The organism is Streptomyces sp. NBC_00190 (assembly GCF_036203305.1).
Taxonomy (GTDB): Bacteria; Actinomycetota; Actinomycetes; order Streptomycetales; family Streptomycetaceae; genus Streptomyces.
Window position 1 is genome coordinate 857,098 of record NZ_CP108131.1, and the last position, 18,311, is coordinate 875,408.

The following is an 18,311-nucleotide window of genomic DNA, read 5'->3' on the forward strand; positions in this document are numbered from 1 at the left end:
GTGCTCCGTCATTTCCGCAGCAGCCTTCCGGCGCGCTCCCGCAGCACCGCCACGGCGTCGGTGGCGGCCTTCTCGGCCCTGACACCGGCCTTGTCCGTCGTGCCCCCGGCCCAGCCTCCGGCGTGGATCGCGACGGCTTTCTTCCGTACGGTCGTCTCGACGGCAAGCGGCTGGATCCGGTACGTCCCCGCGTCCCAGCGGAGCAGCCCGATGCAGGCTCCCGAGGCCGCGATGGCGTCGCCAGTGAGCGGCCCGGCGGCCGGAACGCGGTCCGTGTCGACCGGCAGCGGGTGTCCGGCGACGGTGAACGTCAGCGCGTCGTCGTCCTGCTGGGTGGCGTAGCCCTCCAGGAACACGGGTACGGCGATACGCGCCGGGTGCCGGTCCAGCGGTGCGGTCGGTGCCTCGGTGGCGGTCGGCAGGGCGACACGGGCCGTGGCGAAGGCGTCGGCGGGCTCGCCCACGCGTGCGTGCCCGTCGTTCCAGACCAGGTCGCCCTCCGCGGTGACCGGCATGCCGGTGATCTCCATCGAACGGCCCTCGCTGACGGCTGCCAGGAGCGACATGTGCGGGCGGAGCAACTGCCAGAGGCCGGCTCCGACGACGGTGTCGGGCTTCGGCACCGACACCCCGGCACGCACCAGGCGGGAGGCGCCGCCGTCCGCGGGCTCGAACACCGCGTGGACCTGGGCCTGTACGGCGGTCGCGTGTTCCTGCACGTCGACGCCGAGGGGCAGGAGCCGGCCGGTGACCGTGCCGGTCAGCTGCACATCGGCCGCACCGGGCAGCGTCAGCAGCATCGCGCGCGACCACAGGTCGGCCCAGCGGCGGGCCGGGACGCGCTCCAGGGTCGCGCCCGGGCAGGACGCGGCGAGTTCGGCCGCGAAGCCGTCGAGGAGCGTCGCCAGGCGGCGCAGCGCCGGGTCGGGGAGCATCGCGGAGACGACCTGCGCCGACCCGGCGACCACGTCGTGGTCGATGCCCTGCCACCCGGAGCGCGCCAGGTCGCAGAGCCAGGAACGGGCTGCGGCGAGCAGGTTCACCGCCTGCCGCTCGCCGGGCGCGGGAAGCGGCTCCTCGTGGCGGGGGCGGCCCGTCGACTCCTCGACGCGGGTGGCCAGCGCGTCGTGGACGGAGCCGAGGAGCGCGGTGCGGGCGGCGGCGAGGGCGAGGAAGTGGTCCTCGCCCGCGGCTCCGGCGGCCGCTTTCTCGGCCGCCTCGGCGACCGTGGAGGCCAGCGGCGACCCCGCGACGGCGTGGGCGAGCTCGGTCAGGCCGGCGGCCTGGGCCGGCTGGGGACGGAGCAGGCCGGCGACGAGGGTCCGGTCGAAGGCGTCGACGGCCGCGAGGGCCTCGTCGAGCCCGGGGACGGTTTCGGCGAGCAGGTCGGCACGCATCACGCCACCGCCGTCCTGGTCGGCGGGAACCACTGCATCTCCGGCAACGGCGCCGTGGTCGGCGCGAGTTCCAGGTAGGCCAGGTGACGCAGGAACCGGCTGAAGACGGGCGCGGCGGCCGTGGTGTCCGCCTGCGGCGGACGTGCGTTGATCATCTCGGCGGTGATGGTGAACGCGCTCGGCTCCCCGGTCACGGCCTCGGTCCGCAGGTAGCGGGCGACGCGCTCGGCGCCGTACTGCAGCGCCGCCTCGGTGATCAGGGCCCTGATGTGATTGCAGAACGAGCCCCGCGCGCCACCGCAGGGCCGGTTGTTGTTGGTGCTGCAAGCGAACGCGTAGCTGCCGGCCGCCACCGACGAGACATAGACCCGCTCGATGTCCGAACCGCTGGACACCACGCCCTGCAAGCGTCCGTCGGCCAGCTCGACGAACGGGACTTTGGCGAGCTTGCGCGGCCGCGCGGGTGCCGTCACCCGCGCCGTGCTCGACCTCTCCCAATCTGACAACGCACCATCTCCTATGCACCAAGGGGGCGTCCGAGCCACATCGGCGGGACACCACTGAACATAGGTGCGACCACTGACAACGCGGTTCGCGGCGATCTCCGCTTCCGACGGAACCACCGGTGCCGGGCGCCCCCGCGGTGTTACCGTCGCGCCATGTCCAAGACGGAGATAGACCAGTTGACCGCGGAGTTCTTCGGTGCATTCGACAACACGGGCGGCCGGACCGCCGACGTCGCCCGGATTCGCCGGCTCGTCCTGCCCGGTGGCCTGATCGTCAATACCGGCCCGGATTTCGCGGCCTACACCGTGGACGAGTTCATCGAGCCCCGCGAGCGGCTGCTGGCCGACGGCCGGCTGGTCGAGTTCTCCGAGTGGGAGACCTCCGAACGGACGGAGATCGCGGGCGACATCGCCTCGCGCTTCGGCGAGTACCGCAAGTCCGGAATCCTGGACGGAAAGCCCTTCGAGGGCGGGGGCACCAAGACCATCCAGTTCGTCCGCTCCCCGGAGGGCTGGCGCATCACCGCGTTCGCCTGGTACGACCAACCCTGACACCAAGTGCGGGGCTCGGCCCGGACCCTGCGGGTCGTTCGCGATCACTCCTCTACTCTTGTGCCCGCCGGGTAGGCGATGGGCGAGCGGAACGGAGTGTGCGGTGCCGACGGGGGACGCGCAGGGCGGAGAACTGGTCGGCAAGGTCCTCGGAGGCCGCTACCGGGTGACCTCCATGATCGGGCGGGGCGGTATGGGAGTCGTCGCGCGGGCCGTTGACGAACTGCTCAACCGGGAAGTCGCCGTCAAGGTACTGCGGGCCTACACCGACGCGTCCGCCGCCGAACTGGCCGATCTGCGCGCCCGGATGCAGCGGGAGGCGCAGGCCGCCGCCCGGATCCGGCACCGCGGCGTCGTCACCGTGCACGACGTGACCCACGACGAGGGCCTGCCGGTCATCGTCATGGAACTCGTCGACGGGCCTTCGCTCGACGATGTCCTGGCGGAACGAGGAGCGCTGGCGCCGCACGAGGCCGCCGCGATCGGCGCCGAGCTGATGGACGCGCTCGACGCCGCGCACCGGGCCGGTGTGCTGCACCGGGACGTGAAGCCGGGGAACGTGCTGATGGAGCGTGGCGGCCGGGTCGTGCTCACCGATTTCGGCATAGCCAGCATGGAGGCCTCCGACGACGACGCCATGGCCAAGCTGACCCGCAGCGGTGAGATCGTCGGGTCCCTCGACTATCTGCCGCCGGAGCGCGCGCAGGGCAGGGAGCCCGGTCCGGCCTCCGACATCTGGTCGCTCGGCATGACGTTGTACGCGGCCGTGGAGGGCACCTCGCCGTTCCGCCGCACCTCCGTCTGGTCCACGCTGTCGGCGATCGTCGGCGAACCGCTGCCCGAGCCGCGGCGGGCGGGACCGCTCGCCCCGGTCCTCCAGGCGCTGATGGCGAAGGATCCGGAGGGCCGGCCGACCGCGGACCGGGCGCGCGCGATGCTGCGGCAGGTGGCCGCGAGCAGCGGGGAAGCGGCCCCTCCGATCGCGGCCACGCATGCGCCCGTCGTCGGCCCGCCCACTCCCCCCGCGCCGTCCGTCGTCGCGTCGCCGGCTCCCGGACCTGCTGCCGGCTTCGGGCCTCCGCCCGCGTACCAGCGGCCGCAGCCGTTCCCGCAGCCTGCGCCGCACACCGGTTACCCGCCGCCCGGCGCGCCGACGCCGCACGCCGGAGCAGCCGGGGGCCGCCCGTCGCGCCGCAGCCGTACCGTCATCGCGGCGGCGGCAGCCGTCGTACTCGCCGCGGGTGGCGTCACGTACGCCGTCATGAACGGGCACGGCGGTAAGGGCGGTGACCGTACTCACGCGGCGAAGCCCGGGGCCGGCCCGGCATCGCACAGCGGTCGGCCGAGCGCGGGCGGCGTGTCCGGCGGGGCGGCCGCGCCGAGCGCCCCGCCCTCCGCCGGCTCCTCGGGGAAGCCGTCCGCCACGTCTTCCGCGAAGCCCGTCACAACGCCCCGGGCGTCGGCGTCCTCGGCGGCCAAGCCCACCCCGGTGTCGACGAGCTGCGGCGGCTGGAGCCATCGCGATCCGGCCCCGGGGACCTACGGCTACATGTCCGGCGAGTACCACCTGGAAACCGGGCCGTACCAGACGTGTCCCGCGGTGTCCCTGGCCAAGGCGGGCACGAAGCTCTGGTACCACTGCTACGTCGTCAACGCGCACGGCAACAAGTGGACCTACGTCCGGATCGACGGTACGAACACGTCGGGCTGGATGTCCGACGACAACCTCACGAAGCAGAAGGGACCGTCGACCCCCTGCTGACGGCCGCCGGACGCGGCGCTCGCGGAGCGCGTGCGGACCGCCCCCGACGGCGCGGTGCGCGGCCAGCTGTTCCGCTGACCCCGCGCCACGTCACGACCCCGCCGAGGGCGGTCGCGGGCCGGATGGGCTCTATCCGCCGCCGCCCCCGCGCGGACCGTCCTCTTCCTCCGGCGGCCAGCGGGTGGTCACCCTCCCCGGCGCCAGCCGTTCCACCACTTCCGCCAGGTCCTGGCACGCCCGTTCGATCCCGAGGCGGATGGCCTTCTGCTCGGTGACGAGCGCCGACAGCAGCAACGAGGTCAGTGCCGCACTGCCGTTCAGCGCCTGGAGGTTGGCCATGGCCTCGACCAGCGTGTGGTCGGCGAAGGGACCGCGCTGGGCGATCGCCGCCGCGTTCGCCATCACGGACACGATCAGCATGCAGGGCGCGCTCCCCTCCAGTTGGAAGCGCAGGGCGGCCCAGATGAGGAGGGGGAAGACGAGGAAGAGCAGCGCCAGCTGGCTCGTGGTCGCCAGGTAGGTGACGGCGAAGGCCGAGACCAGCAGGGCGGCCGCTTCGGCCCACCGGTACGCGCCCGTGGGCAGGTTCGCCTCCCGCAGGACCAGGAGCAGCGGCGTGATCACGAGTACGCCCATGGCGTCGCCCGCCCACCACGTCCACCACACGGTCCAGAATCCGCCCTGCGGCAGGCTGTCGGCGAGTACCAGCGCCCAGGCTCCGACGGTGGCACTGATCAGCATCGGAACCAGGCCGCCCAGGAAGACCAGGGCCACCCCGTCCCGGAACCGGTCGAGCCCGACGTGGAAGCCGATCCGCCGGAGCATCAGCCAGGCGCAGACGGGAGCGAGGGTGTTGCCCGCGGCGATCGCGAGGCCGACGAGGTCGATCGGGCTGATCGACTGGATGACGAGGCAGGCTCCGAGTGCGATCCCCGGCCAGACGCGGATTCCCATCCAGAGCAGGCAGGCGACGGCGATTCCGGTGGGCGGCCACAGGGGCGTGACGGTCGCGCCCTCGATCACCACCTCCTGCAGCAGGCCGACGCGTCCGCCCACGTAGTAGGCGGCGGCGACGAGGAGGATCCGGAGCACCGCCAGGCACGGACGTCGGAAGGCCTCGGTGCGCATCACTTCATCAGACAACAGCACGGGCCCGCCGACGGAGCGTGACACGCGCTACGACGCCGTCCACGTCATCCGGTACGTCATCCGGGCCGGGTCCGAACGGCCTCATGGCGCAGCACGAGCACCGCCGCGTCGTCCTGGTGGCCGGTGGAATCGGCGACCTTCATCACCTCGGTGGCGAGCTCGCCCGGATCCGCGCCCGCCCTCGCCCTGACCGCCTCTGCCACCCGCTCCAGACCCGCTTCGATCGGGAACGCCGGCCCTTCGACCACTCCGTCGGTGACCAGGACGAACGAGCCTTCCGTATCCAGCCTGCGTCGGGTCACGGCGTACTCCGAGCCGGGCAGCATGCCCAGCGGCAGGCCGCCCTCGTCCTCCACGATGCCGTACGCGCCGTCGACCGTGGCCCAGACCCCGGGCACGTGGCCGGCGCGGGCGCTCTGGATCTCCCGGGTGGCGGGGTCGAAGCGCAGGAACGTGCAGGTGGCGAAGAGATCGCGGTCCACAGAGAGGAGCAGGTCATTGGCCCGGCTGAGCACCTCACCCGGGTCGGCGGCGGAAGCGGCCACCGCACGCACGGCGATGCGCACCTGCCCCATGAAGGCGGCCGCCTCGACGTCGTGGCCTTCCACGTCACCGATGGAGAACCCCAGAGCGCCGCCGGGCAGCTGGAAGCCGTCGTACCAGTCGCCGCCTATGCTCAGGCCGTGACGGGCGGGCGCGTACCGGGCCGCCGTGCGCAGCCCCGGAGCGCCGGGAAGCGACGCCGGAAGGATCTCCCGCTGCAGCGCTTCGGCCAGCTCCACCCGAACCTGGTGGAACTCGGCCCCTTCCCTCGCCTGGGCCGTGAGCCGCCCGAGTCTGGTCAGCAAGTCGTCCGCGGTCACCGACCGCGTGGACTTATGGGAGGTCATGGACCGCTCCGGGGTACGCCCACATCAGGGCCTGGCACAAATATCCAGGTTCATCATATTTCGAAGACCCGCTGACCACATCACGAGCGCCCCCGCCGGGCCCTCACCGCTGTCGTTCGCGGTGGAGGTCGGAGCAGATCCGTGCGGTGCGGCCCCCGGATGTCCGCACCGCACGGAGGTCTCTGCCATCGGGGCCGCGCCCGCGCTCCGCTAGACTTGCAGAATTCTGCAATTCATGAGTTATGGAGGGAGCAGCAGTCATGACGGACGACGGGCCCCAGAAGAACGCGGCGGCGGAGCACGAGAACTGGAAGGCGAAGGGCGTCGCGCTGCGGGCCTTCTTCTACATCTGCGGAACCCACCTGTTCGCCGGGTTCATCTGGCTGCTCTTCTACCTGGGCCAGCACGCCCAGAAATGAGGAGCGGCCGCCTCCCGGTGCCAGAAGCGCGACGAACCCGCGCTGACGGGAGGCGGCCGCCCTTCGTGGAGGCGTGGATCCGCCCGGCGGATCCGGAAGGGACGCCCCGTGCCGTCCCTTCCGGGTCACCAGGCGCCCGGGGTCAGCGGGTCTGGACGGACATGCTGGTCGCTCCGATGCCCCTGGGGCACTCGGCCTTGTTGTACCCCCAACGCCAGGCCTCGCTGCCGTACGTACGGCCGTTCGCGCACTTCACGTAGACCTTGACGTCCACTCCGGAACAGCTGGCGTGGGCGCGGCCGCGATCGGTGTAGTCGATCCACTTCGAGCAGGCGGCGGCCTGCGAGCCACTGCCGGCGCCGGTGGGGGCCGCGGTGGCGACCGCTGGGAGCACGAGCCCGGACAGGGCCAGTCCCGCTGTCGCCGCGGTCACGGCGAGGATCTTCTTCATGCGTGACCCCGGGGGTCACGGACGCCGCGGTCGCGGCAGGACCGGTACGGATCCGGGCGAGCCGCTCGGGGCTGTGCCTGTCCGAACTCGCCGACGGGGATGGCGCCCTCTACCTCGACGAGTGCGCGACGGCGTTCCCACCGATGTCCCTGGTACCGGGAGCCTCCGGAACGCACCGCATCCAGACCGATCACCCGGTGGCGGGCATCGGCTGCGTGGGGATCATCAACGCGTCCAAGGAAGCCGGTGCACGGGCCGGGGACGACTACTGCACCCCGCACGACTGGATCGATTTCCGCATCGAGGCGGTGCCCGAAGCCCCGGGCCGGCAGTTCCGGATCCTCCCGACGCACACCGGCATGTGCCTGACCGTGGCGCAGGACGCCGTGCGGCTGCGCACACCGGTCCAGCAGTCGCCGTGCACGGCGCGGGACGCGGAGGGGCAGCGCTTCCTCATCGAGCCGGGCACCTGAGGACTACCGGGGTCCGGAACCGGACCCGGCCCCGGACCCCGCGGGCGCCGGCCGCTGAAGCAGGTAGACACCCGCGGTCGAGACCAGTACCGCCATGCAGGCGATGAACACCAGCCCCGCTCCCTCCAGACCCATCGGCCCCACCAGTACCCCCACCCCGATCACCGGCACCGAGATGCCCGCGTACGCCACCACGAACAGCGTCGAGATCACCGCGGCACGCTGGTCCGCCGGGGACGCCCCGGCCACCGCGGACAGCGCCCCGCGAAACGCCAGCCCCTGCCCGGCCCCGCCGACGACCGCGCTCAGCACCACCAGGGCCAGCAGGTCCCACCGCAGCGCGCCCGCGAGCAGCGCCAGCCCGGCGAAGAGCCCGGCGCAGCCGAGCGGCAGCGACCGCCCCACCCCGACCCGGCCGACCATCAGCTGCCCGGCGGTCGACGCGAAGAAGGCCAGCGAGACGACCAGCCCGGTCACGGCGTGGTTGTCGACACCCAGGGATTGCGAGAGGAACGCCGGGCTGACCGAGGTGAACACCCCGAACAGCGCGAAGCCCACGAACGAGGCGATCGCCGCGGGTACGAACACCGCCCGCACCTGCGCGGGCAGCCCGGGCCGCTGAGGCCGTACGGTGCTCAGCGGCCGGCGCTCCCGTACGGTCTCCGGAAGCCGCAGCAGAACGGCGGCCGACCCCGCCACCAGTACGAGGTGCAGGGCGAAGGGCAGGTACAGCGGCCAGGGCGCGTACTGGGCGAGCACACCGGCGATCAGCGGACCGCAGCCCAGCCCGCCCATGTTGGCGGCGGTCGCCACGAACGTGGCCCGGGCTGCGCCGCCGGACGGCGCCAGCTCCATCACGTACGCCGTGGCGGCCCCGGTGAACAGGCCGGCGGACAGTCCCGACAGCAGCCGCCCCGCGTACAGCCAGCCCAGCCCCGTGGCGCACAGGAAGCAGGCGGCGCTCGCCGCCGCGCATCCCAGCCCGGCCAGCAGCACCGGCCGCCTCCCCACGGCGTCCGAGGCGTTGCCCGCCAGCAGGAGTACGCCGATGACCCCGAAGGCGTACACGGCGTACACGACGGTCACCGTCAGCTCGGAGAACCCGAACTTCTCCTGGTAGAGCCCGTAGAGCGGGGTCGGCAGCGTGGTGCCGGCCATGCACACGGCGAACACCGCCCCGGCGAGCACGCACCGGCTCCACCCGCGGCGAACCCCTTCGGCCGGACGGGACGTCGACGACACCGGATCTCCTCGACGATCTCGCTCATCAGCGCTCACTTCTTCACAGAACGCCGACCATAACCCCCGGCTGGTGACGAAACGGTCACGCACCGCCACAGTCGGGGCAGCAGAATCGTTGAGCCACGTATGCACGAGTCGACGTTCGCCGCGAAAGACAGAGCCAGGATCCCCCGACCGCCCGGGCCGTCCCCGGCCGAGTCCGGATCACCGATCTACGACCGGCTGGTACGCGAATGGAGGCGCGCCGGCCGTACGGTACCCAGGCCGACGGGCCCGTCCGGGTGGAAATGGGCCGACGACCAGGACTGGTTCGGCCGGGCCTGATCACGAAGCCGATCCGGTCACGTGGACGACTCCGGGGCCTGGCTTGAACACCACCCCCAGGGGTGAGACGCCCGCCACCCCGTCCCGGTTTCGGCTCCGGCGCCGCCCCTGATTCAGTAGCGTGTGGCGCCCCTGGGCAGCGGATCACGGGTGAGCAGGAGACGGTCATGCTGGGTGGAACGGTCGCCGTGGTCGGTGGGAGCATCGCGGGCTGCGCACTGGCCGCGGCGGCGGCGCGGGCAGGCGCCGGTGAGGTCGTGGTCCTGGAGCGCACACGCGGGCGGCTCGCGGACCGGGGCGTGGGGCTGTGCATCAACAACGAGCGGGCCGTTGAGCTCGGTGCGAGCGGGGCGCTGCCCGAGGGGATCGCGGCGCACCGGCTGGAGCGGCGGCGCTGGGTGGTCCGGGACCCCGCGCAGGCGGGTGGGCGGGTGATCTGGGAGCAGCCGTTCCCGTTCCACTCCTACCACTGGGGCCTGCTCTGGCGCGGGTTGCGGGAGTCGGTGCCGGACTCGGTGGTCTACCGGCAGGGGGAGACGGTCACGGGCGTGGCGGGGACCGGCGCCGCAGGCACCGGGGCCGGTCATGCCGAGGTGCGGCTCGCGGGCGGCCGCGTCGAGTCGTACGACCTCGTCGTCGGCGCGGACGGGTACCGCTCCGTGGTCCGCGAGGCGGTCTGCCCCGAATCCCGGCCGCACTACGCCGGGTACGTGTGCTGGCGGGGGAACTTCGACGCCGCGCGGCTGGCGGAGATCGGCGGCGGCGCGGACTCGGCGCCGGACGCGGTCACCACCGTCTGCTTCCCCGGCGGTACGTGCGTCATCTACCGCATCCCGGGGCCGGACGGGCCACGCGTGAACTGGGTGCTCTACGCCTCGCCGCCGCCGGACGGACAGCTGCGCTTCGACGACCCCACGAGCTTCCCGCCGGGCGCCCTGACCCCTGGACTGGCCCGGCAGCTCCATGCGCTGCTCGACCGGGAGTTCCCGCCGTACTGGGGGCGGGCGCTCGCGCTGACGGACCCGGCGGACACCTTCGTCCAGCCCATCTACGACCTGGAGACCGCGCGTACCACCGCGGGCCGGCTGCTGCTCGTGGGGGACGCGGCCAGCGTCGTACGCCCGCACAACACGAGCGGCGCCGCCAAGGCCCTGCAGGACGCCACTGCCGTCGCCGGTATCTGGCGCCGCTGCGACTCCTTCGAGGAACTCCTGCGCGGCTATCAGCAAGCCCGCGGCGCAGCCGGACGGGAACTGGTCGCGCTGGCCCGCCGACTCGGCCGCGCCCAGGTCGAGCGGACCCCGGCCTGGGCGGCCATGCACCCGCGCGACATGCAGACCTGGTGGCAGGGGCAGCTCGGCGGCGCACCCGGCATCGGCGGCCAGGCCATGACCGCTCCCCGCGGTTCCTGAGCCGCCGTCAGTGGTGGCTCGGCGCGCGGTGCAGGAGTTCCAGCCGCTGCTGTGCCAGGTGCAGGTACTTGGGGTCGACCGACGGCAGCGAGCGCAGCAGGTCCATCAGTTCGGTGCCGGCTTCGCGGACCTCCGCCCCGTCCTTCAGCTGCGTCCAGCAGTAGAGGGCGCCGGCGGCCGCCGCGTGGACTTCGGCCGCGTCCGGGGGCTGGTAGCCCAGGCGGGTCCGGCCGACGCCGGTCCACAGCCGGGTGGCCAGCCGGAAGTCACCCGCCATACGGGCGAGATCGGCTCGGATCTCCACCCACTGGACCGACTCGGGCGAGGTGAATCCGTACGCCCGCGAGGCGTGCTGCTCCCACGCCTGCGCGAGGGTGGCGGCTTCCGCGTGGCGGCCCGATGTGGCAAGGGCGTGGATGTGCGGCCGAGGGTCCTGAACGGCCTCGGGCGCGGGCGAGACCGGCCGGGGACCGGGCACTGCCTCCTGCTGCCCGACCGGAACGGTCTGGTGGGGCGCGCCGTCAGCGGTGCGTCCCGGGGCCGCGACCGGGTCCTGGGCCGGCACTCCGAGCTCGCGCGCGGTGGGCAGGACGAGGGCACCGGGCGGCAGCGCGGCGGCGCTCACCGCGAGGACGTGCAGTTGGAGGTTGGCCGGCCGGGAGGGGCTGCAGCGGAGCTGGTCGATCCAGTGCCGCGTATAGCTGCTCACGACGTTCCCGCCGCCGGTGAAGCCGGGTGGTGAGACCACTCCGTACACCTCGGTGGAGGGGGCGGCGGGCAGGCTGCCGTACTCCTGCAACAGCGGCCACGCCTCCTTGTCCGCCGCGAGGTCGAGCAGCACGGTGGTCAGCCCGGGAGGCCGACCGCCCAGCTCCGCGCCCAGCCACTCCCAGGGCAGCGCGGTGTAGCGGACCGAGGCGGCCGTCGTCCCCGCAAGGGCGAGGTGGAGCCGGCGGCTTCGGCGGTCGACCGTGAGCCGGCCCGACAGATAGACGAGCAGCGGTCCCGGCGTGGCGGCGGCCGTACGCAGCCTCGTCAGCGCCGTGTTCGGGTCCCGGACCCCGTCCAGATACGTCGTGTCGCTGGGGATCCCGCTGTTCAGGAGAGCGGAGACGGGCACCACCCCGAGCGCCGCCACGTTCGCACTGGGCGCCACCTGAACACTGCGGCGACGCACGGCGACGTCCCCCGCGACGAGAAGTACATGCCCCCGCTGCTGCGTCGGCCCGATGATGTGCATGAACAGACCGTACTCACATCCTCCGGTTCCCGGAGCCGCACCCCGGACGTCGTCCGCTTTCACAGCCGGGCGACGGCCTCCACGAAGCGCTCGACGCCGCCCTCGGCCTCCGTCAGGAAGAGGTTGGGCTCGATCAGCTCCAGCTCCATCACCACCGGGGACCCGTCACCGGCCAGTGCGAGGTCGACCCGCGCGTACAGCAGTGGGCCGCCCGCCGGGACGGCCACCGTGGCGAGCGCCGCCGCGGCCACGGCCCGTTCGACCGCGTCGGGGACGTGCCGGACCAGGTCGGGGTGGGGTACGCGCGCGTTGTCGATGCGGCCGGTGTCGTTGAGGACCGGCCCCTTGCGCATCGCGTGGCTGAACCGGCCTCCCAGGAAGACCAGCGCGCGTTCGCCGTCGACGATCCGCTCCATGTACGGCTGGACCATCGCGGTCTCCCCGCCCTCGTGCAGCAGCCGTACGTGCGCCTCGGCCGCGTCCCGCTGCGCGAGGGTGTACCGGGCACTGTTCCGGGCTCCGGCCGACACCGACGGCTTCACGACGATCTCGCCGTCCTCCGGCAGCCGGACGGCGTCGCCGGGTGCGATGAAACGGGTCGGCACCGTCGGGACCCCGTGGGCCGCGAGCTCCGCGAGGTAGGTCTTGTCACTGTTCCAGCGCACCACCTCGGCGGGGCTGTGCAGGGAGGTCACCGCGCCGACGCGGTCGGCCCACGCCAGGAACTCCGGCAGCCCGTCCGTGTACTGCCAGGTGGACCGGATGACCACGGCGTCCTGCGCGGCCCAGTCGAATCCGGCGTCGTCCCAGTCGACCGCCACCGCGTCGATCCCTCGCGCGCGCAGCGCCGCCACCAGCACCGGCAGCTGCGCGTCCTGCTCCCTGCCGAACGCGTCGGTGGCCAGTGCCACCCTCTTCACGGCCGAGCCACCCGCCGCCGGTCCCGAACCCGTGCCTGTACCCGTACCTGCTCGCGTCATACGTCACCCCTCCCCGAACGGCTTGCGCCGCCCACCCTACGGAACCCCGCCCGGGGCGCCTGCGGGGCCGGCGCCCCGCCCCGGTGCCATGCTGGGATGGAGACACGGAGGCAGCCATGGGGTTCTACGCCGACCAGGTCCTGCCGCGGATCCTCGATGCCGTCTGCGGGCTCAGGACGGCCCGGCCGCTGCGGCGCCGGGTCTGCGTGGGCCTGACGGGTGACGTCGTGGAGATCGGCTTCGGTTCGGGCCACAACGTTCCCTTCTACCCGCAGGCCGTGACCCGTGTGTCCGCGGTCGAGCCGTCCGATGTCGGGTGGAAGCTCGCCGCCCGCCGCGTCGGGGCTGCGCGCGTGCCGGTGCGGCGGGCCGGACTGGACGGCCAGTCCCTGCCCTTCGAGGACGACGCCTTCGACACCGCCCTGTCCACCTGGACGCTGTGCACCATCCCCGACGCCGACGCGGCCCTGCGTGAGGTGCGGCGCGTCCTCAAGCCGGGCGGGACCCTGCACTTCCTCGAACACGGGCTCGCCCCGGCACAGGACGAGAACGTACGCCGCTGGCAGCGACGGATCGAACCCGTGCAGAGGCACGTCTTCGGGGGATGTCACCTCACCCGACCGGTCGTCGACATGCTGACCGGCGCGGGGTTCCGGATCGAGGAACTCGACGTCTTCTACGAGGAAGGCGCTCCCAAGGTGCTGGCCGCGGTCTCCCTGGGCGTCGCCCTGTCTCCCTGAGTCAGCGGACCCAGCCACCCGTCTGGGTCTGGACGGCCGAGCCGTCCAGGTCGCCGAGCTTGGCGGAGACGAACTCGCGGGCCCAGTCGGAGGTCTGCACGCGGAAGGCGGGCTTCTCGGCGGTCAGCGCTTCGACGATCGGAGCGGCCGCCTCTGCGGAGGTCTGGGCCTGGGTGAAGGTCTTCATGGTGCGGTCGATGTACGACCCGAGGGCCGGGGCGTACGGGCCGGCGGCGGCGAGCATCGCCGGTACGTCCACTCCCACGCTGGCGACGAACTCGCTGGCCACCGCGCCGGGTTCGATCACGGTGATGTCGACGCCGACGGTCGCGGCGACCGGGGCGAGCGACTCCATGAAGCCCTCGACCGCGAACTTGGCCGCGCAGTAGGCCTCGTTGAACGGCTGGCCGATCACACCGCCGACGCTGGTGACGGTGATCACGCGGCCCTTCGAGGCGCGCAGGTGCGGCATGGCGGCGCGGGTGACCTCCACGACGCCGAAGAAGTTCACCTCCATGGTGGCGCGGACGTCGTCCATCGTGCCCTGCTCGATCGTGCCGACCCGGCCGGCGCCCGCGTTGTTGACCACCGCGTCGAGACGGCCGTACTCGGAGAGCACCTCCTCCAGGCAGCCGGTGACGGAGCCGGCGTCGACCACGTCCAGGCGCTTGACCGCGACACGGTCGGCGACGCCCGCCTCGGCGGCCGCGCGGCGGAGCGGGTCGGCCTTGCCGGTGTCGCGCATGGTCGCGATGACCTGCCAGCCGGCCTCCGCGGCCGCGACAGCGGCGGCGAGGCCGATTCCGGAGGACGTGCCGGTGATCAGGACGGTCTTGGGGGTCGTGCTCATGAGGGTCTCCAGACACAGGGCGAGAATTATGTGCGTGCACACACACCATAGAGATATGTGCGCACACACGCAAACGGGTACCCTTTTCCCATGGCCCGTACCGACCTCACCATGGGTGACCTCACCTCCCGCGATCATGCCTTCTACGGTCTGATCTGGGCGGGCACCACGCTCTCCGCCCGGATCGACCAGGCCCTGTCACGGGCCCACGGCCTGCCGCTGTCCTGGTTCGAGGTGATGCTCTGGCTGAACGGGCAGAGCGAGCCGGTCGCCGCCTCCGATCTCGGGGCCAAGACCCTGCTCAGCCGCAGCCAGGTCTCGCGCGTGGTCGACCAGCTCCAGGCCCGCGGCCTGGTGGAACGGCTCCCCTCCCCCAGCGACGCCCGTTCCGTGTGCGTCGCGCTCACCACCGACGGCCGCGAAACCTTCGCCCGGGCGGACGCCACCCGGCGCGAGGCCCTGCGGGAGGTCTTCGACGACCGCCTGGACGACGCGGACGTCCAGGCGCTGGAAACCGTATGGGCCAAGCTCAAGGGCCGTGCGGTACCGCCCGCCACGGGTCGGTGACGCCACCGGGGCAGGCGAACCCGCCGGCGTCCCAGCCGGCCCGCCCGGCTCCGGCCCGGTACGCGCTCTCGTAGAAGTCGAGGACGGCGGAACGGGGATCGCTCTCGGCGCGGGCCGCTTCGTACGGGAGTACGGCCAGGTGACCGGCGTTGTACTCGATCCAGCGCGCCGGAGCCGGGCTGAGCGGCTCCTCGGTCAGCGCCGCGGGTTCGGGGGCGGTGTAGGAGTAGAACGCCGGCTCGCCCATGGTGTCGTCGCCGAACCAGAACCCGAAGCTGATCAGTTCTCGCGAATAGGCCTCCCGGGTCACCGGGTCGACCTCGGACGGCGGGTCGACGCGACGCCCCGAGAACCGGGTGTGGGCGATGTCGAAGGTGTGCCAGAAGTGGTGTACCGGGCTGGCCTTTCCCGAGAATCCGGCGGCGAACTCCTCCAGGACCAGCGCGACCTGGCTGAGCACCTGCCAGTAGCGCCGGGCGTGGCCGGGATCGTAGGTCGCGTGCTCGGTGTCCTCTGCGAACGGCCGGGCGGAGTCGGGCAGGTCGTACGGACGGGGCACCGGGATGTCCACCCGGACTCCCAGCGCGGCCAGCGCGGCCAGGAGCTCGTGGTGGAAGGAGGCCACGGACTGGCCCTCGAGCGGGAACGACCTCGACGTACCGTCCAGCGTCGCGACGACGAGGCGGTGGTCGACGAAGTCGAAGTCGACGGTGAAGACCGGACCTCCGTCGGCCCGCCCGGTCGGGCGTGTGGTCATACCGCGTCCGGTGAGATGGAACGGCACGTTCCACCAGTGGTTGCGCCGGACGCCCGCCGCGAGGCGGACCTTGCCGACCATCTGGGCGAAGCGGTGCAGGGTTTCCTTGGTGTCCCGCCACTCGGCGAGCGGTATCGGCGGGAACAGCTCCATGGTGTCCCTCTCTCCCAGGTGCTTTCCCCTTTCCCATGATGGCCCCCGCCCCCGCCCACGGCACCTCGCCCGCGCCGCTCCCGGGGTGGACGGCCGGGCCACCAGGGCACAGGCTGGAGGCCGACTGCGTCAGGAGGAGACCCCATGCCCGACGAGGAACCCCGCACCGAACTGGACGAGCGCTACAGCGACGAGCGGGCGAAGGCCGTGCCGTGGTCGCAGGCCGTCAGCCGGCTGGCCGAGGCGGAGCTGTACTGGCTGACGACCGTACGCCCGGACGCACGGCCGCACGTCACCCCGCTGATCGGCGTCTGGGCGGACGGCGCGCTGCACTTCTGCACGGGCCCGGAGGAACGCAAGGCCAAGAACCTCCGGGGCAACGCGCACGTCGTCCTCACCACCGGATGCAACGCCCTCCACGAAGGCTTCGACCTGGTCGTCGAAGGCGAGGCGGCCCGTGTGACGGACTCCGGCCGGCTGCGCGAGCTCGCCGCCGCCTGGGAGGCGAAGTACGGCGCCGAATGGCACTTCGAGGTGGGTGACGGAGTGTTCGTCATTCCCGAAGCGGGCGAGGCCCTGGTCTTCTCGGTTCCCCCGCGCACGGCTTTCGGCTTCGGCAAGGGCGGCTACAGCCAGACGCGCTGGCTCTTCTCCTGACCGACGGCCCCTGGGGCCGCCCCGGAAAAGATCTTGCTCCGGCCCCGTGAGACGTATTACGGTCGCTCACGTGACTGCCGGGTCGGCCATGGGCCATACACGAGTGGGACTCCCGGCCTCCGCGTGAGCGCGAGGCGGGCACGAGGCCCGCCACTTCTCCGCGTCTTCGCTTCCCGCGCCCCGCGTGGGCGCCCCGTTCCAGCGGATCCCAAAGACCCGGAGAAACCTCACCGATGTCGTACGACCAGCAGTACTCTCACCCGTTCGAGCCCACGGCGGTGACCGCCGTCCAGCTGAACCACATCGCCGTGTACGCCGCCGACCGGCACCTGTCGGCCGAGTTCATCGCCGCGATCCTGGGGCTGGAGGTCGGCCGCCCGTTCGGGCCGTTCCTGCCCGTCGACCTCGGCAACGGCGTGACGATCGACTACTACGAGATGCGCGACGAGCCGATCCAGTCGCAGCACTACGCGTTCCTCGTGCCCGACGCGCAGTTCGACTCCATGATCGCCCGGCTGGAGGCGGTCGGCGTCACCTACTACGCCGATCCGAGCCACACCGAACCCGGACGGATCAACCACCTCTTCGGCGGTCGCGGCGCGTACTTCGCCGACCCGGACGGCCACAACATGGAGATCATGACGCGGCCGTACGCGCGCCCGTAAGGCCGCGGACACCCGCGCGGGCTCCCCCGGCAGCCCGCCGGCTGCCGGGGGGAGGGCTGCCGGAGGGAGTCGCTCACTCCCTGTGGTCGCGCGGCGATGCGGTCTCGGCGTCCGGCCCCCATGATGAAGCTGCGGGGCGGCCTGCCGAAGGGAGCGACATGCACGCGGAGAGGTACCAGCTGGTGATCCCCGATGGCGACGCGGACGGCCAGGACGTGGTGGTCGTGACCCGTACGGACCGCAGCGGCCCCGGCGGGCATCCCGTGTACTCCGACGAGACCGGCATCGTCCAGGCCGAGATCAGCGACCAGGGCGAAGTCCGCATGCTCCCGTCGAGCAGCCAGCAAGTACCCGCCCAAGGGGTCCAGGCCCACCCGCTGCCGGACTGAAAGGCAGGGCGGTCCGGGCCCGGCCCGGCCCCTGCGTTCTCACGGGGTCGGCCGCGGCTCGGGGCCGCCGTCGGCTCCCTGTACGCTCGGTGGATGGCGAAGTACTTCGACGTGCACCCCGAAAATCCCCAGCCTCGCACCATCGGCAATGTCGCGGACAGCATCCGCTCCGGCGCGCTCGTCGCCTACCCCACGGACTCGTGCTTCGCACTGGGCTGCCAGGTGGGCAACCGCGACGGCATGGCCCGGATCCGGTCGATCCGGAATCTCGACGACCGGCACCACTTCACCCTCGTGTGCCAGAACTTCGCGCAGCTGGGCCAGTTCGTGTACCTCGACAACGACGTGTTCCGCGCGATCAAGGCGGCGACACCGGGCCCGTACACCTTCATCCTCCGCGCGACGGGCGAGGTGCCGCGCCAGCTGCTCCACCCGAAGAAGAAGACGGTGGGAGTCCGGATTCCCGACCACGTCGTCACTCAGGCCCTGCTCGCCGAACTCGGTGAGCCCCTGCTCTCCAGCACCCTGCTGCTGCCCGACGAGGACGAGCCCATGACGCAGGGCTGGGAGATCAAGGAACGGCTCGAGCACCTGGTGGACGCCGTGCTCGACTCGGGTGACTGCGGGACCAAGCCCACCACCGTCATCGACTTCTCCAGCGGCGAGGCCGAGATCGTGCGCCCGGGGGCGGGCGACACCTCGCGCTTCGAGTAGGCGGCCTCGGCGTCCCGCCGGC

General features: G+C 72.5%; 21 protein-coding genes. 11 read left to right on the forward strand and 10 right to left on the reverse strand.

Annotated features, from left to right (window positions below; genetic code table 11):
• Positions 1 to 8: 8 nt before the first annotated feature.
• Positions 9 to 1,430, reverse strand: a complete 1,422-nt coding sequence (locus OG429_RS04410; RefSeq protein ID WP_328923949.1) for a hypothetical protein — start codon at positions 1,428 to 1,430, stop codon at positions 9 to 11.
• Positions 1,397 to 1,903 (reverse strand): hypothetical protein, encoded by a 507-nt coding sequence (locus tag OG429_RS04415; RefSeq protein WP_328923950.1) that lies wholly within the window; start codon positions 1,901 to 1,903, stop codon positions 1,397 to 1,399. The genes OG429_RS04410 and OG429_RS04415 overlap by 34 nt, the downstream gene beginning before the upstream one ends.
• 153 nt (positions 1,904 to 2,056) lie before the next feature.
• Here OG429_RS04415 and OG429_RS04420 point away from each other — a divergent pair, with 153 nt between their 5' ends.
• Positions 2,057 to 2,455, forward strand: coding sequence for a DUF4440 domain-containing protein (locus OG429_RS04420; RefSeq protein WP_328923951.1), 399 nt, complete (start codon positions 2,057 to 2,059; stop codon positions 2,453 to 2,455).
• A 103-nt stretch (positions 2,456 to 2,558) separates the two neighbouring features.
• A complete protein-coding gene (locus OG429_RS04425; protein WP_328923952.1) occupies positions 2,559 to 4,217 on the forward strand; it encodes a serine/threonine-protein kinase in 1,659 nt (552 codons plus the stop codon).
• A 129-nt stretch (positions 4,218 to 4,346) separates the two neighbouring features.
• Here OG429_RS04425 and OG429_RS04430 read toward each other — a convergent pair whose 3' ends face one another.
• On the reverse strand, positions 4,347 to 5,348 hold the full coding sequence (locus OG429_RS04430; RefSeq protein WP_328923953.1) for an MASE1 domain-containing protein: 1,002 nt from the start codon (positions 5,346 to 5,348) through the stop codon (positions 4,347 to 4,349).
• A gap of 74 nt (positions 5,349 to 5,422) precedes the next feature.
• Complete coding sequence (locus tag OG429_RS04435) at positions 5,423 to 6,256, reverse strand: PP2C family protein-serine/threonine phosphatase (protein WP_328923954.1); 834 nt, start codon at positions 6,254 to 6,256, stop codon at positions 5,423 to 5,425.
• Positions 6,257 to 6,516: 260 nt separating this feature from the next.
• On the opposite strand from OG429_RS04435, the gene OG429_RS04440 reads away from it, so the two are divergent.
• Complete coding sequence (locus tag OG429_RS04440; protein WP_328923955.1) at positions 6,517 to 6,675, forward strand: DUF6126 family protein; 159 nt, start codon at positions 6,517 to 6,519, stop codon at positions 6,673 to 6,675.
• A gap of 142 nt (positions 6,676 to 6,817) precedes the next feature.
• Here the strand turns inward: OG429_RS04440 and OG429_RS04445 are convergent, their stop codons facing one another.
• A complete protein-coding gene (locus OG429_RS04445) occupies positions 6,818 to 7,126 on the reverse strand; it encodes a hypothetical protein (RefSeq protein ID WP_328923956.1) in 309 nt (102 codons plus the stop codon).
• A gap of 2 nt (positions 7,127 to 7,128) precedes the next feature.
• Between OG429_RS04445 and OG429_RS04450 the strand changes: the two genes are divergently transcribed.
• On the forward strand, positions 7,129 to 7,599 hold the full coding sequence (locus tag OG429_RS04450; RefSeq protein WP_328923957.1) for an RICIN domain-containing protein: 471 nt from the start codon (positions 7,129 to 7,131) through the stop codon (positions 7,597 to 7,599).
• A gap of 3 nt (positions 7,600 to 7,602) precedes the next feature.
• On the opposite strand, the gene OG429_RS04455 is transcribed toward OG429_RS04450, so the two are convergent.
• Complete coding sequence (locus OG429_RS04455) at positions 7,603 to 8,841, reverse strand: MFS transporter (protein WP_328923958.1); 1,239 nt, start codon at positions 8,839 to 8,841, stop codon at positions 7,603 to 7,605.
• Positions 8,842 to 9,332: 491 nt separating this feature from the next.
• On the opposite strand from OG429_RS04455, the gene OG429_RS04460 reads away from it, so the two are divergent.
• On the forward strand, positions 9,333 to 10,577 hold the full coding sequence (locus tag OG429_RS04460) for an FAD-dependent monooxygenase (protein ID WP_328923959.1): 1,245 nt from the start codon (positions 9,333 to 9,335) through the stop codon (positions 10,575 to 10,577).
• Between the two features lie 7 nt (positions 10,578 to 10,584).
• On the opposite strand, the gene OG429_RS04465 is transcribed toward OG429_RS04460, so the two are convergent.
• Entirely contained in the window at positions 10,585 to 11,817 is a 1,233-nt protein-coding gene (locus tag OG429_RS04465) for a hypothetical protein (protein WP_328923960.1), read from the reverse strand.
• A gap of 59 nt (positions 11,818 to 11,876) precedes the next feature.
• Positions 11,877 to 12,737 carry an ATP-grasp domain-containing protein gene (locus OG429_RS04470; protein WP_328923961.1) on the reverse strand — a complete coding sequence of 287 codons (861 nt, stop codon included), beginning with the start codon at positions 12,735 to 12,737 and terminating at the stop codon, positions 11,877 to 11,879.
• Between the two features lie 176 nt (positions 12,738 to 12,913).
• Here OG429_RS04470 and OG429_RS04475 point away from each other — a divergent pair, with 176 nt between their 5' ends.
• A complete protein-coding gene (locus tag OG429_RS04475) occupies positions 12,914 to 13,537 on the forward strand; it encodes a class I SAM-dependent methyltransferase (protein WP_328923962.1) in 624 nt (207 codons plus the stop codon).
• Between the two features lies 1 nt (position 13,538).
• Here the strand turns inward: OG429_RS04475 and OG429_RS04480 are convergent, their stop codons facing one another.
• Positions 13,539 to 14,387: an SDR family NAD(P)-dependent oxidoreductase gene (locus OG429_RS04480; protein ID WP_328923963.1), complete on the reverse strand. Its 849-nt coding sequence runs from the start codon at positions 14,385 to 14,387 to the stop codon at positions 13,539 to 13,541.
• A gap of 90 nt (positions 14,388 to 14,477) precedes the next feature.
• On the opposite strand from OG429_RS04480, the gene OG429_RS04485 reads away from it, so the two are divergent.
• Complete coding sequence (locus OG429_RS04485) at positions 14,478 to 14,954, forward strand: MarR family winged helix-turn-helix transcriptional regulator (RefSeq protein ID WP_328923964.1); 477 nt, start codon at positions 14,478 to 14,480, stop codon at positions 14,952 to 14,954.
• Here OG429_RS04485 and OG429_RS04490 read toward each other — a convergent pair.
• Positions 14,917 to 15,864, reverse strand: a complete 948-nt coding sequence (locus OG429_RS04490) for a DUF5996 family protein (protein WP_328923965.1) — start codon at positions 15,862 to 15,864, stop codon at positions 14,917 to 14,919. The two genes, OG429_RS04485 and OG429_RS04490, sit on opposite strands and share 38 nt — an antisense overlap.
• Positions 15,865 to 16,008: 144 nt before the next feature.
• On the opposite strand from OG429_RS04490, the gene OG429_RS04495 reads away from it, so the two are divergent.
• From OG429_RS04495 to OG429_RS04510, 4 genes are all read left to right on the forward strand, one after another.
• Complete coding sequence (locus OG429_RS04495) at positions 16,009 to 16,521, forward strand: pyridoxamine 5'-phosphate oxidase family protein (RefSeq protein ID WP_328923966.1); 513 nt, start codon at positions 16,009 to 16,011, stop codon at positions 16,519 to 16,521.
• 233 nt (positions 16,522 to 16,754) lie between these two features.
• Positions 16,755 to 17,186: a VOC family protein gene (locus OG429_RS04500; RefSeq protein WP_328923967.1), complete on the forward strand. Its 432-nt coding sequence runs from the start codon at positions 16,755 to 16,757 to the stop codon at positions 17,184 to 17,186.
• A 158-nt stretch (positions 17,187 to 17,344) separates the two neighbouring features.
• Positions 17,345 to 17,575, forward strand: coding sequence for a DUF6296 family protein (locus tag OG429_RS04505; protein ID WP_328923968.1), 231 nt, complete (start codon positions 17,345 to 17,347; stop codon positions 17,573 to 17,575).
• Between the two features lie 93 nt (positions 17,576 to 17,668).
• Positions 17,669 to 18,289, forward strand: a complete 621-nt coding sequence (locus tag OG429_RS04510) for an L-threonylcarbamoyladenylate synthase (protein ID WP_328923969.1) — start codon at positions 17,669 to 17,671, stop codon at positions 18,287 to 18,289.
• The last annotated feature ends 22 nt before the right edge of the window (positions 18,290 to 18,311 follow it).